Origin of the sequence: Lentibacillus kapialis (assembly GCF_014646635.1) — a bacterium.
In the GTDB taxonomy this organism is placed as follows: Bacteria; Bacillota; Bacilli; order Bacillales; family Amphibacillaceae; genus Lentibacillus; species Lentibacillus kapialis.
Genome location: NZ_BMNQ01000048.1, coordinates 1 through 12,875 on the forward strand (window position 1 = coordinate 1; position 12,875 = coordinate 12,875).

Annotated in this window: 13 protein-coding genes; 11 read left to right on the plus strand and 2 right to left on the minus strand. The window is 39.9% G+C overall.

Annotated elements, in window-relative coordinates:
- Window positions 1-135: 135 nt before the first annotated feature.
- The 6 genes from IEW67_RS13645 to IEW67_RS18495 all read left to right on the plus strand — a co-directional run bounded on the left by IEW67_RS13645 (window position 136) and on the right by IEW67_RS18495 (window position 5,737).
- Window positions 136-1,053, plus strand: a complete 918-nt coding sequence (locus IEW67_RS13645) for an NAD(P)-dependent oxidoreductase (protein WP_188633636.1) — start codon at window positions 136-138, stop codon at window positions 1,051-1,053.
- A complete protein-coding gene (locus IEW67_RS13650; RefSeq protein ID WP_188633637.1) occupies window positions 1,040-2,506 on the plus strand; it encodes an aldehyde dehydrogenase in 1,467 nt (488 codons plus the stop codon). Before IEW67_RS13645 ends, IEW67_RS13650 begins: the two co-directional genes overlap by 14 nt.
- A 21-nt stretch (window positions 2,507-2,527) precedes the next feature.
- A complete protein-coding gene (locus tag IEW67_RS13655) occupies window positions 2,528-3,535 on the plus strand; it encodes a tripartite tricarboxylate transporter substrate binding protein (protein WP_188633638.1) in 1,008 nt (335 codons plus the stop codon).
- A 78-nt stretch (window positions 3,536-3,613) separates the two neighbouring features.
- On the plus strand, window positions 3,614-4,072 hold the full coding sequence (locus IEW67_RS13660; protein WP_188633639.1) for a tripartite tricarboxylate transporter TctB family protein: 459 nt from the start codon (window positions 3,614-3,616) through the stop codon (window positions 4,070-4,072).
- Window positions 4,073-4,180: 108 nt separating this feature from the next.
- Window positions 4,181-5,608: a tripartite tricarboxylate transporter permease gene (locus tag IEW67_RS13665; RefSeq protein WP_268238675.1), complete on the plus strand. Its 1,428-nt coding sequence runs from the start codon at window positions 4,181-4,183 to the stop codon at window positions 5,606-5,608.
- Window positions 5,609-5,737: a group II intron maturase-specific domain-containing protein gene (locus IEW67_RS18495; protein ID WP_188633640.1), complete on the plus strand. Its 129-nt coding sequence runs from the start codon at window positions 5,609-5,611 to the stop codon at window positions 5,735-5,737.
- Window positions 5,738-6,158: 421 nt separating this feature from the next.
- On the opposite strand, the gene IEW67_RS13675 is transcribed toward IEW67_RS18495, so the two are convergent.
- On the minus strand, window positions 6,159-7,064 hold the full coding sequence (locus IEW67_RS13675) for a prenyltransferase (RefSeq protein WP_188633641.1): 906 nt from the start codon (window positions 7,062-7,064) through the stop codon (window positions 6,159-6,161).
- A gap of 18 nt (window positions 7,065-7,082) precedes the next feature.
- Window positions 7,083-7,580, minus strand: a complete 498-nt coding sequence (locus tag IEW67_RS13680) for a hypothetical protein (protein ID WP_188633642.1) — start codon at window positions 7,578-7,580, stop codon at window positions 7,083-7,085.
- Between the two features lie 162 nt (window positions 7,581-7,742).
- On the opposite strand from IEW67_RS13680, the gene rpoN reads away from it, so the two are divergent.
- The 5 genes from rpoN to IEW67_RS13705 all read left to right on the plus strand — a co-directional run bounded on the left by rpoN (window position 7,743) and on the right by IEW67_RS13705 (window position 12,863).
- Window positions 7,743-9,014, plus strand: coding sequence for an RNA polymerase factor sigma-54 (rpoN, locus tag IEW67_RS13685; protein ID WP_188633643.1), 1,272 nt, complete (start codon window positions 7,743-7,745; stop codon window positions 9,012-9,014).
- Window positions 9,015-9,028: 14 nt separating this feature from the next.
- Entirely contained in the window at window positions 9,029-9,283 is a 255-nt protein-coding gene (locus tag IEW67_RS13690) for a glutaredoxin family protein (RefSeq protein WP_188633644.1), read from the plus strand.
- 206 nt (window positions 9,284-9,489) lie between these two features.
- Window positions 9,490-10,524: a sugar-binding transcriptional regulator gene (locus tag IEW67_RS13695; RefSeq protein WP_188633645.1), complete on the plus strand. Its 1,035-nt coding sequence runs from the start codon at window positions 9,490-9,492 to the stop codon at window positions 10,522-10,524.
- A gap of 40 nt (window positions 10,525-10,564) precedes the next feature.
- The gene (gap, locus tag IEW67_RS13700; RefSeq protein ID WP_188633646.1) at window positions 10,565-11,575 is read left to right on the plus strand and encodes a type I glyceraldehyde-3-phosphate dehydrogenase; all 1,011 of its coding nucleotides are present in this window, start codon (window positions 10,565-10,567) and stop codon (window positions 11,573-11,575) included.
- A 106-nt stretch (window positions 11,576-11,681) separates the two neighbouring features.
- On the plus strand, window positions 11,682-12,863 hold the full coding sequence (locus tag IEW67_RS13705; RefSeq protein WP_188633647.1) for a phosphoglycerate kinase: 1,182 nt from the start codon (window positions 11,682-11,684) through the stop codon (window positions 12,861-12,863).
- Window positions 12,864-12,875 lie beyond the last annotated feature (12 nt).

A 12,875-nucleotide genomic window follows, 5' to 3' on the forward strand; every position in this document is an offset into this window, starting at 1 on the left:
ACCTCCTTGTATTAAAAATATTTTATGTCTAATTATAAATATAAAGTAATTTTAATTATAGACTAAATCACTTAAAATTAAAATTAAAGATAAATTTCTAATTAATTTTATATTTTATTGATAGGAGGAATATTATTGATTAAAACAGTTGGAGTAATTGGATTAGGTAATATGGGAAGTTCTATTGCAAGGGGGTTATCAGAATCTTTTAAGGTTATTGGATTTGATATTGATGATGATAAACGAAGTTCGTTATTACAAAAGCATGGGATTGAATGTATTGATCAATTAGAATTATTAGTAAAAAAGGTCGATGTAATAGTACTTTCTTTACCTAATGGAAAAATTTCTAAAGAAGTGGTTTCGGATATGGTATCTCATATGGATGAAAAGAAAATTATTATGGAAACGAGTACAGTTTTGCCAACAGATATATCCGATATGTTAAAAATTTGTGAAATGAAAGGGGTTGAAATAGTTGATGCAGCTATCTTAGGAGGGGTGAATCATGTTCTTGAGTCGAACGCTGAATTCCTAGTAGGTGGGAATGTTGAAATAATTGATCGTGTTAAACCTATACTAAACAAATTAGGAAAAAAAGTAACGCGAATGGGTGAAATTGGTTCAGGTATGTCTGCAAAGGTTATTAGCAATGCGGTTTCTCACACAGTAATGGTATTAATTACCGAGTCAATTGCCCTAGGCAGGAAATCAGGTATTAGTCATGAAAAAATGTATGCGCTTTTAAATGGAGAAACTACATACAATCGTCCAATAGATCATCGATTTAATGAGCGAATAGCCAATGGAGAATATTCAGGTGGCATGTCAACTTTGAATGCGAGGAAAGATTCGACCTTGATGTTGGAATTGGCACAGCAATTTAAAATTCCTTTATTTACAATTCAATCCAGCCATACAGTTTATGAAATAGCCCAAAATGAAGGATATGGTGAATTGGATTATGCAGCTATAGCAATACTTTGGGAAAAATGGTGTGATATTAGTTTGAAAAGAGAGTCCTCAGAGGAGGGTCGATATGAAACAATATAAAATGTTTATTAATGGTGAATGGATATCAAGTGCTAATAACCAATTTATTGAAAGCCTAAACCCTTATAACAGAGAAATTTGGGCAACTATACCAGAGGCTGGTAAGCAAGATGTCGAGAAGGCTATTGAAGCAGCAAATTATTCTTTTCATAATGGATGGAAGCAAACGAGTGGTTATAAACGGGCACGGAAAATGAACAAGTTAGCAAGTCTGATTGAAAAAAATGCTGATAAATTAGCTGAAATTGAGACAAAAGATAACGGCAAGGTCACTCGTGAAACATATAAGCAAATGTTTTTTGCCGCAAGGGCTTATCGCTTTTTCGCCGGATATGCTGACAAAATTGGTGGAGAAACTATTCCTTTAGATAATACGGAAATGTTTGATTATACTGTAAGGGAACCGATTGGCGTCGCAGTATTAATCACCTCTTGGAACTCACCAATTCAACTTTTAACAAATAAACTTGCTCCAGCGCTAGCTGCTGGTAACTCGGTTATTATAAAGCCTTCTGAACATGCTTCTGCATCTACTTTAGAAATTATGAAATTAATAGAGCAGTCGGATTTTCCAAAAGGAGTGGTTAACTGTGTTACAGGGGGGGGAGAAATTGGAGAGTTGCTAACTCAGTCAAGTAATGTTAGCAAAATAAGTTTCACTGGTGGACTTAATGCAGCACGTTATATTGGGAAAAATGCCGCTGAAAATTTTGTTCCGTTGACTTTAGAATTAGGTGGCAAGTCACCAAATATTATCTTTGAAGATGCTGATTTGGAAAAAGCAGTTCCAGGGGCTATGGCTGGAATATTTGCATCCAGTGGTCAGACTTGTATTGCAGGTTCACGTCTATTTTTACATGAATCTATAGTTGATCAAGTTAGCAAAGAATTAAAAGTTAAATCTGAAAACATTGTGCTTGGAGATCCAACAGACAAAAAAACTGAAATGGGCCCAATCGCTAATGAAACACAATATAACAGTATCAAAGCAATGCTAAAAGAGACGGAAGATGAGGGTGCCAAAATATTAACAGGTGGTCTAGCTGAACGGAAGTCAAAAGGTTTATTTATCCATCCAACAATAATTGTTGATTCCAATAATTCAATGAAAGTTGCACAAAATGAAATTTTTGGTCCGATTTTGACAATTATTCCTTTTAAAGATGAAAAAGAAGTAGTGCAATTAGCAAATGATTCTATTTATGGTTTAGCATCTGGTATTTGGACACAAAATCTTGCTAGAGCTCATAGAGTAGCAAAACAAATTGAAGCAGGTACTGTGTGGATTAATACGTATCGAGCAAGTGCTGTACAAGCTCCGTTTGGTGGAATGAAACATAGTGGGTACGGGAAAGAAAGAGGGTTACATGCATTATTAGACTATACAAAGGTGAAAAATGTGATGATTGACTTATCTGAAGATGTTAGGGATCCCTTTTCTATAAAAATTTAAATTATAAGGAGGAAATTTAGTATGAAGAAAAAGAATTTCATTTTTGCAACCGCTATCTTGATTATGACTATAGTTTTTTTAGCGGCATGTAATTCGTCAGAAGGTTCGACTTCAGGTGATTCTAGCTCGGACTCTAGTTCCAACTTTCCGAATAAGCCAATAACTGTCATTGTACCATGGTCTGCTGGGGGAGGAACAGATACAGGCACACGAGTATTGCAACCATACCTTGAAGAAGAATTAGGCGTTACTGTAAATGTTGTTAATAAAACAGGAGGAGGCGGCTGGGTTGGCTGGAACGAACTTGCAAATGCCAAACCAGATGGCTATACAATAGGTGTTGCGAACTCGCCTCACATTATTACAGGTTATTTAAACCCTTCATTAAATCGGGATAAAGATTTGGACAACTTTATAGGGTTGGGTATGCATGTAATTGATCCAGATACAATTGCTATCCGTCCCGACGATGATAGATTCTCAACACTAGAAGAATTGATTGATTACGCAAAAGAAAATGAAGTAACTGTATCTGCTACAGGTGAAGGAAAAGACGAACATCTCGTAATGCTTAACTTTAACAAAAAATATGGTACAAACTTTAAGCCAGTGCATTTTGAAGGAGCTTCGGAAAGTAAATCAAATGTCTTAGGTGGTCATGTTGATGTATTAGTTGCTAATTTAGGGGAGGTATTAAGTTTACACGATAATAAAGAAGTGAAAGTTCTGGGTGTTGCTGCTCAGGAAAGATCTGACTTTATGCCAAATGTTCCAACTCTCGAGGAAGAAGGGTTTGAAGTATATCAAGAATCATCACGTGGTTTCATAGCTCCTGCAGACACAAATGAGGAAGCTGTGAAAGTTTTAAAAGAAGCTCTAGACAAAACAATTAACAATGAAGACCATATAAAAGAAATGAATGAATTAGGTTTTGGAGTTAATCACGAGTCTGGTGAAGATTATATGAATATTTTAAAGAAAGATGAGCAGGCAATACTAGAGTTGACAGATTTACTTGGATGGGAGTGAAAATGGAAGCCTATTTATTAGGCTTCCTTATCAAAAAAATAGATAGTTAATAGTCTGGAGGTGACTAATATTAAATCTTTGCATCAAGATGTGGTTTCAGGAGTGGTTTTATTAATCATAACTATTGTCTTTTATACACAAACAGTTGATCTTCCAGAAAGAGCAGCTATGTTTCCAACGTTTGTTTTAGGTCTCTTATTATTCTTCTCAATTGCGATTATCATTATGGGGGTCACAAAAACAATCAAGGAAAAGAAAGGCGATCCCGTATATTATGTAGAAGAAGAAGAGAGACTCAAATTCAAAACTATAAAACTGCCGCTTGTTTTTTTAATAATATTAGCGATATATATTGTAGCAATGAATTTTCTGGGTTTTTTTGTTACAACAACACTCTTAATAGTTTTAACTTTATATATTTTGCACTCACGTAAATTAACAACATGTATTTTTACTGTGTTTGGCACAAATCTATTTATTTACTTTCTATTCGTATTTCTATTGAATGTAAATTTACCTCAAGGAATTTTCTTTTAAAGGGAGGGAGCTCAACATGGATTCATCAATGATAAATTTAGTACTAGAACAATTATTATCATTCCAAACACTTGTCGCTCTATTCTTTGGAGTTATTGGGGGGTTATAATTGGGGGGCTTCCCGGACTTAGCTCTACAATGGCTGTTGCATTACTGGTTCCAATTACTTTTAGTATGGAACCTGTTGCAGGATTAATAATGTTAACGGCTATTTATACCTCAGCTACGTATGGTGGTTCGATTGCATCCATTTTAGTTCATACCCCCGGTACTCCTGCTGCTGCTGCAACTGCTTTAGATGGGTATCAATTAACAAAGCAAGGCAAAGCATCAAAAGCAATAGGTGTTGCGACAATCTCATCTATGATAGGGGGATTTGTAAGTGGTTTAGCGTTATTATTTCTCGCTCCTCCATTAGCACAAATTTCATTGATGTTTAGTGCACCAGAGTATTTAATGTTAGCTATTTTTGGCCTAACAATTATAGGAAGTCTATCAGCCGGATCAATGTTGAAGGGGTTAGCTTCTGGTGTGATTGGATTATTAATTGGAACCATTGGTATTGATATTGTTACCGGATTTCCTCGATACACATTTGGTAGTATCTCATTAGAATCAGGTGTTTCGCTTATTCCTGCACTAATTGGGTTGTTTTCTTTATCTCAAGTATTTATTATGCTAGAGAATCAAAAAAAATCAGATAAGAAATCTTCAATAGAACGTAAAATTGGAAAGGTAATTCCTTCATTTTCCGAATTTAAAAGAGTTTTTCCCACAATTTTACGTTCTACTGGATTAGGCGTGCTAGTTGGAACCTTACCAGGTGCTGGCGGTGATATTGGTTCGTGGGTTGGCTACAATGAAGCTAAGCGATTTTCAAAAAGGAAAGAAGAGTTTGGTAAAGGGAATATCGAAGGAGTCGCCGGTTCTGAAGCTGCTAATAACGCTGTTACGGGTGGAGCCTTAATTCCAACTATGACCCTTGGAATACCTGGAAGTTCTACAACAGCAGTATTGCTTGGTGGCCTCATGATACAAGGACTTGTTCCAGGTAGTGAATTGTTTACTACAAATGGTCATTTGACCTACGCAATAATTATCGGCTTTATTGCAGCAAATGTGTTTATGGGGATTGTTGGATTACTGGGCGCAAAATATTTTGTAAAAATTTTAGATGTTCCTCAAAATTTATTAATTGCAATTATTATTACGTTCTGTATTGTTGGTTCATTTGCAATTAATAGAAATATATTTGACGTTTGGGTAATGCTTAGCTTTGGTATATTAGGATATACCCTGAGAAAGACAGGTTTTAGTACGGCACCAGTCATTTTGGGCATGATTCTCGGCCCCATTGCCGAAAGTAGTTTAGGACAAGCTTTAGTTATGGCTCAAGGTAACTTTTTCACTTATTTATTTTCTAGACCAATTTCAGTATTATTTATAGTATTGATTGTTTTAACAATTATTTCACCATTAGTATTAAGGATTGTTAAAAGTAAACGAAAGTCAGTCGATAAAGATGCGTCAGCTTAATTGACGAACTATTTCCGGTATGGAAATGTTAAATCCAAATTTAAAGAATGGGATGCGTGGATAAAAAGAAGATTGTGGATGGTACAGCTGAGAAGCTGGCGGGACGTTAAGAACTCTATCGGATTCTGAGAAGAAAAGGGTGGAAGGAGCACGAAGTCCCTGCAAACAGGACAATGCATTTTCATTTTCTCATCCCCATTCATGTAGACGTATTATATCACATTACCTTATATCGATTAGTTATAAAGCTGTTTAAATCAGCATTTTTTCATTTTATTTTTGGTCACAAAATTGGTAACGTGTAAGTCGAAATAACTTAAAATGAATTGATATATATCTGATAATGTTCACCTATTAAACCTTGCAATCACAACAAATTAACATCTTTTATAATATGTTAAAATGCGCTAATACGGTTTCCGGTACCAGGCGTCGGGGGTTCAAGTCCTCCCGGGCGCGCTACTAATAAAAAAAGCAAGCTGAGAATAGATCTCGCTTGCTTTTTTTATTTTATTTGATTGATTAGTATTCGCCTCGCTTGTTGATAAACTTATAGCCATAAACTCAGCGCCAGTAACAGCCCGAATGTCCAATGATGCCATGCCGCCCATTTCATGCCGCTCAATTCTTCTGAACGTGTGGCATTTTTCCGGAAGGACCAATGCAGACGGAAAGCGATAGGTAAAGCAAGCAGCACAATGACTGCTGAAGACGGGATGGAACCGGCTGCAGCCAATGCCAAAACAATTAGATAGGCTGATGACAGCATCACTGTCAATAAATGGACCGCGCGATTGCGGCCGATTATAGTCGCCAGGGTATTGCGAAATGCAATGTCTTTCTTGATATCCCGTATATTGTTTGTCAATATCATTGAGGCTATGATTAATGCAAATGGTAATGAGAGGATCACGATTTGAAAGGTAACAGCGTGTCCCTGAACAATATATCCTACTATCGTAACTACCGGACCAAGAAATGTGAAGGCCACTGTTTCCCCCAAACCAATTGAGCATAGTGGCCGTGGCCCCGCTGAATAGAGGTAGCCGAAAATGATTCCGGTCATTCCGGCAGGTATGATCCACAGCGTGCTTTGAAATGCCAGCCAGACACCGATGATACACGCTATAAAGATCATCAGACCAGCGAGATATGAGACTCTCTGATGAGCGGGCCCCTTTGCTTCAGAAACATCGACAGTCCATTTTTCCCTATCCTGACCATGCAGAAAATCATAATAATCATTAAACAGGTTCGTGGCAGATTGGATTAAGAGTGCTGCTGTGAGCATGGCAAAGAATATGTCAAAACGAATCCCGCCATGTATGGAAGCCATTCCGGTGCCGGCCAGAACCGGGGTGATTGTTCCGGTTAGCGTCATCGGGCGCAGCAATTGAATCCATGAGGCCCGGTAATAATACGTTTCGTGACTATGATGAATTGAAGACTGCAGCATAATCGATCATCCCCTTTATTATAATAAAACCATGAGATAAAGAAGTGTCATGAAACCGGCAACTTCGACTGATTCCAAAAGTGCAACATTTATAAGTGCTTTGAATAAGGGTTTCCTATCACCGGAATCGGCTTGTTCCCAAAGCTCAACATTTGAAAAAACGTTACAGAATTGTCGGTATCCCACAAATACCCCCCATAAGAGTGTGAGCGTTCCTACGATAAGGGCAGTGAGCCAGATATTACCGTAGCGTGTATCAATGACGTCATACCATTGGCTGATAGGTCCGAAAACGGTGCCGAGCAATATTCCTGTCAAGATGACGCCGGCACCTGCTCCGGTCAAATATTTGTGCGACCATTGCATTAATCTCAGCAGTATTTCCCGCTGCGTGACGACATTCATATTTCTCACTGCGGGGTATACTCCCCATCCGATGAACAATATTCCACCTACCCACATAATGGCCAGCAAAATATGCACAATCAACGTTGCCTGATGAAGTTCCCATGGCATAATTGATCACCAGCTTTGTTTATTTGATTTTATTTTATAACTAAAAAGTGTCAGGTGATGTGACAAATATCACGTAATACTAACTGCTTCTATTTTCTGAACGTGAGTTTTTGTCTATTTTGTGGCAAAATAGAATCAGATGGAAAAAAAGGGGGGGTCAGGATGCGGCCGGCACTTGTTCAGGAGCAGAGGTTACAGCTTAAGATGAATCAATCGCTCATTCAAGCCATCCAATTGCTGCAGTTTTCCGGAGTGGAAATGATTGAGTATATTCGAGAACTTTCCAAAGAGAACCCCTTGATAGAGGACGTGAATATTGACTATGAGATAAGCAGTTTTAAACAAGCCGGCTCGGCTGAGGCGCCTATTGGTGAAATCAATCAGACTGAATTGACGATGTATGATCAGCTCACAAGCCAGCTCTACTCGATTAATGTACCGGATAACATACGGGAAACCGTTCTGTTTGGGATCGATTCACTGGATGAAGATGGTTATTTGGATATTGACATGGCATCCTGGGCGGAGCAGTGTGACAGAACGATCGATGAAGTTGAAGAAGCGCTTGTATGGATTCAGATGCTTGAACCCAAGGGAATAGGAGCGCGGAGCCTTCAAGAGTGTATACTGCTGCAGATGCCCGGAGATGATGCGTTTTTAAAGGACCTTTTAACCGATCATTTGGGTTGGGTCGCTGAGGAAAACATTACTGAAATCAGCGCTCATTTCCATTTGTCCGCTGAAAAAACAAAGGCAACCATTAAACAAATCCAATCATGTCATCCGAAGCCAGGACAGCTTTTGTCGACGAAAAAGACAGAGTATGTCATTCCGGAAGCCTATATTTACGAGGAAGATGGCAACTGGAAAATCTCGTTTTACAAATGGCATTCACCGACAATCGAAATCAATGACTCTTATAAACATCTTCAGGTGGATGAAAAGCAGGCAGCCGACTTTTTGAAAGAAAAATCCAATCAGGTCAAATGGCTGAAACAGGCCATCCAATACCGCGGCAATACACTGGAAAGCGTGATCGAAAAAATTGTTGAGCACCAGCGCATGTATTTTGAACACGGTCCGTTTATGCTGCAACCGCTAACACTAAAAGAAATCGCATCAGAATTGGGTATGCATATTTCGACTGTCAGCAGAGCAATCACAAGTAAATATGTGCAGACAAAGCAGGGGATTATTCCATTGAAATTCTTTCTCCAGTCGGGTGTGAAACAGAAAGATGGCCAGCAGACCGCTTCGTTCGTTATCAAACAATTAGTGGCGGAACTGATTAAAAATGAAGATAACCGCAAGCCGCTATCTGACCAGATTATAAAAGACCGGCTACAGAAGGAATTTGACATTACAGTTGCCCGCAGGACCATTATGAAATATCGAGAACAGCTGGGGATTCCATCATCAACGAAACGCCATTGATAGGAGGGCAACATATGCAGCATATCATTTTTTACACAAAAGAAAACTGTCCCTTATGCGATGAGGCACTTGCGATGCTCGAACTGTTGCAGCATGAATACTCATTTGGAATAGAACAAAGGGATATATATACAAACGATGAGTGGCTGGAACGGTATCAGCTGCTGATTCCCGTGATCCACATTGGAACAGTAACACTTGATTGTGAACAGATCAGTTATGAGGCCCTGGAGCACGCACTGCGTAAAGCCGGAGACTGGGAGCCTTGACCATAACTAAGATGTACAATACTAAAGACGAACAATGCTCCGCTGTCCAAGCCTCCTAGCCTGCTGGTTTTGAACATTTTATTTGTATAAAATAATAGATATGATAGAATATAATTGTAACTGAGATTCAAGAGCATATTTTTTTGTCTGCAGCGGGACATATAATTATGGGTCGGGACAATTTATGTCCATCAAGGAGTTTTTTCATGCACAAGTTGATTGATATGCAGAAAAAGTTATACCCCGATTTATTGAATGTTATACGAGAACGGTATATACTCCTGCAGAACATTGATGCTTTACAACCGATCGGCAGACGGGCGCTGGCCGAAAACACCCATCTCACTGAGCGGCATGTCCGCGGTGAAGTAGACCTTCTCTCCAGCCGGCATTTGCTTCATATGTCATCCAAAGGTATGCAATTGACAAAAGAGGGAAAATTAGTCATTGATCAATTAGCAGCTTTTATGCATGATATCATGGGCATGGATGTTTTAGAAAAACAGTTGAAGGAAATATTACAACTGGATAATATCATGATCGTTCCCGGTAATAGTGATGAGCATGATTGGGTAAAACAAGAAATGGGAAAAGCTTGTGTGTCATTTTTGAAAAAACATTTGCTGCCCAATCAGACAGTAGCTGTTACGGGTGGTACAACCATGGCTGCAGTTGCTGACATGATGACCCCGTTTAAGGACAAAAGAGATTGCTTGTTTGTTCCGGCCAGAGGCGGACTAGGAGAGAAAGAAGAGGGACAGGCCAATACAATTGCTGCCAAGATGGCAAGGCAGGCAGAAGGGCGTTACCGGCTCCTTTATGTACCGGATCCCTTAAGTGAAATATCGTATAGAACCATGATGAAAGAGCCTGCTGTGATAGAGGTGCTAAAGCTTATTCAAGGGTCTTCTTTCATTCTGCATGGAATCGGCGATGCTATTACAATGGCACAAAGACGCAAAACATCAAGCGATATTATTCAAAAGCTTCGAGAAGAGAAAGCTGTCAGTGAAGCATTCGGTTACTATTTTAATGGCGAGGGCAATATCGTTCACAAAGTGAGAACAATTGGCCTTCATATGGATGATTGGAATGAAAACAGTCAGACAGTGATTACCGTTGCAGGCGGCAGATCAAAGGAAAAAGCTATCACCTCGTATTTTAAACAGGGAAAAAGCAACCTGCTGATAACTGATGAGGCAGCAGCTGAAGCGATTTTAAGGGATGAAGCTTCCCTTTAAAATAGTTAATTTGACTTATAATCACTAGGAGGAATTACAAATGGCAATAAAAATAGGTATCAACGGTTTTGGCCGTATTGGCCGCAATGTGTTTCGTCAGGCAATGAAAAATGATGATGTTGAGGTTGTTGCTGTCAATGATTTAACAGATGCAAACATGCTTGCACACCTGTTGCAGTATGACTCCGTTCACGGTACGCTTGACGAAGAGGTTACGGTTAATGACGCCAACATTGTTGTGGGTGGAAAAGAAATTAAAGTACTATCGGAACGCGACCCGGCAAATCTTGGCTGGGACGAACTCGGTGTAGAAATTGTGATTGAGTCAACGGGCCGTTTCACACAACGTGATGATGCGAAGAAACATCTTGACGGCGGTGCGAAGAAAGTCATCATCTCAGCACCGGCCAAAGAAGAAGATTTGACAATGGTCATGGGGGTTAACGAAACCGACTATGATCCTAAGGAGCACCATGTTGTTTCCAATGCATCATGTACAACAAACTCCATCGCACCACTGGCTAAAGTATTGCATGATAACTTCGGCGTTAAACGCGGTTTGATGACGACGGTTCATTCCTACACGAATGACCAGCAAATTCTGGACCTGCCGCATAAAGATTACCGCAGGGCACGTGCAGCAGCTCAAAATATTATTCCGACAACAACCGGTGCTGCCAAGGTAGTCGGCAAAGTCGTTCCTGATTTAGACGGCAAACTGAACGGCAATGCGGTTCGTGTACCGACACCGGATGGATCATTGATTGATTTGGCCGCTGAACTGGATAAAAACGTAACGCGGGAAGAAGTCAATGACGTATTCAAAGCGGCTGCTGAAGAAGAAGGACTGAAAGGTATCGTCGGTTACAGTGAAGCACCACTTGTTTCCAGTGATATTGTCGGCACCACGTATTCGTCACTGTTTGATGCTCAATCAACCATGGTGATGGAGGATAATATGGTGAAAGTTGTATCATGGTATGACAATGAAATGGGCTATTCCACACGCTGTGTTGATCTGGCGGCTTATATTGGCAAACAAGGTTTTTAAGATGAACGATAAGGGGGAGGGACTCTATCCTCCTCCTTTTTTTCAGTGTATAATAGAATAGAGAATATTTGATAGTAACCATACTTGTGAAGCAGGAGGTTTTGACATGAACAAAAAAACACTGCATGACCTTGATGTAAAGGACAAAAATGTGTTTTGCCGTGTTGATTTCAATGTACCAATGCAGGATGGAACCATTACAGATGATACACGGATCAGGGCTGCCATCCCGACAATTAAGCATTTATCACAGAATGGGGCGACCGTCATTCTGGCAAGTCATCTTGGCCGGCCTAAAGGGGAAATAGTTAAAAACCTTCGTCTTGATCCGGTTGCTGAACGCTTGAGTGAATTGCTCGGAAAAGAAGTGGTTAAAACGGATGCCGTTTACGGGAAAGAAGTGAATGAAGCCCTTTCACAGGTCAGCGATGGCGACATTGTATTAATTGAGAATGTCCGGTTTGAATCAGGTGAAGAAAAGAACGATCCTGAATTGGTCCAAGCTTTTGCGGATATGGCTGACTTGTATGTGAACGATGCATTCGGAGCAGCGCATCGGGCACACGCATCGACAACAGGTGTTGCGGAAAAACTGCCTGCTGCAGCTGGGTTTCTCATGGAAAAAGAGATTGAAGTGCTCGGTAAAGCCTTGGAAAATCCCGACAGACCCTTTACAGCCATTATCGGCGGTGCCAAAGTGAAAGATAAGATTAGTGTTATTGATCATTTACTTGAAAAAGTTGATAATCTTATCATTGGTGGCGGTCTGGCTTATACGTTTGTCAAAGCGCAAGGCTATGAGATTGGAAAATCGCTATTGGAAGAAGATAAGATCGATTTGGCCAAAGAATTCATGGAAAAGGCACAGGATAAAGGTGTTAACTTTGTGATGCCGTCTGATGCTGTTGTGGCAGATGATTTTTCAGAAGATGCCAACACCAAAATCGTTGATATTACAGAGATTCCTGCTGATTGGGAAGCACTGGACATCGGGCCTGAAACACGTGAAAAATATGGACAACTCATTCAGGACTCCAAGTTGATTATTTGGAATGGCCCAATGGGTGTATTCGAATATAACGCATTTGCAGGCGGGACAAGATCGGTTGCCGAAAGTCTGGCCAATGCGGAAGGATACACCGTGATTGGGGGAGGTGATTCAGCCGCGGCAGTCGAAAAGTTCGGCTTTGCCGATGATATGGATCACGTATCAACCGGTGGGGGAGCATCCCTGGAATTTATGGAAGGGAAAGTTCTGCCAGGTGTAAAAGCACTTAACGATAAATAAAATTGGAGAGGT

Excerpts from the sequence above, each read along its gene's own strand:
- IEW67_RS13655 (WP_188633638.1), top strand. The coding sequence starts at position 2,528 with ATGAAGAAAAAGAATTTCATTTTTGCAACCGCTATCTTGATTATGACT.
- IEW67_RS13690 (WP_188633644.1), top strand. The coding sequence starts at position 9,029 with ATGCAGCATATCATTTTTTACACAAAAGAAAACTGTCCCTTATGCGAT.
- IEW67_RS13675 (WP_188633641.1), bottom strand. The coding sequence starts at position 7,064 with ATGCTGCAGTCTTCAATTCATCATAGTCACGAAACGTATTATTACCGG.
- IEW67_RS13695 (WP_188633645.1), top strand. The coding sequence starts at position 9,490 with ATGCACAAGTTGATTGATATGCAGAAAAAGTTATACCCCGATTTATTG.
- IEW67_RS13705 (WP_188633647.1), top strand. The coding sequence starts at position 11,682 with ATGAACAAAAAAACACTGCATGACCTTGATGTAAAGGACAAAAATGTG.
- rpoN (WP_188633643.1), top strand. The coding sequence starts at position 7,743 with ATGCGGCCGGCACTTGTTCAGGAGCAGAGGTTACAGCTTAAGATGAAT.
- IEW67_RS13650 (WP_188633637.1), top strand. The coding sequence starts at position 1,040 with ATGAAACAATATAAAATGTTTATTAATGGTGAATGGATATCAAGTGCT.
- gap (WP_188633646.1), top strand. The coding sequence starts at position 10,565 with ATGGCAATAAAAATAGGTATCAACGGTTTTGGCCGTATTGGCCGCAAT.
- IEW67_RS13680 (WP_188633642.1), bottom strand. The coding sequence starts at position 7,580 with ATGCCATGGGAACTTCATCAGGCAACGTTGATTGTGCATATTTTGCTG.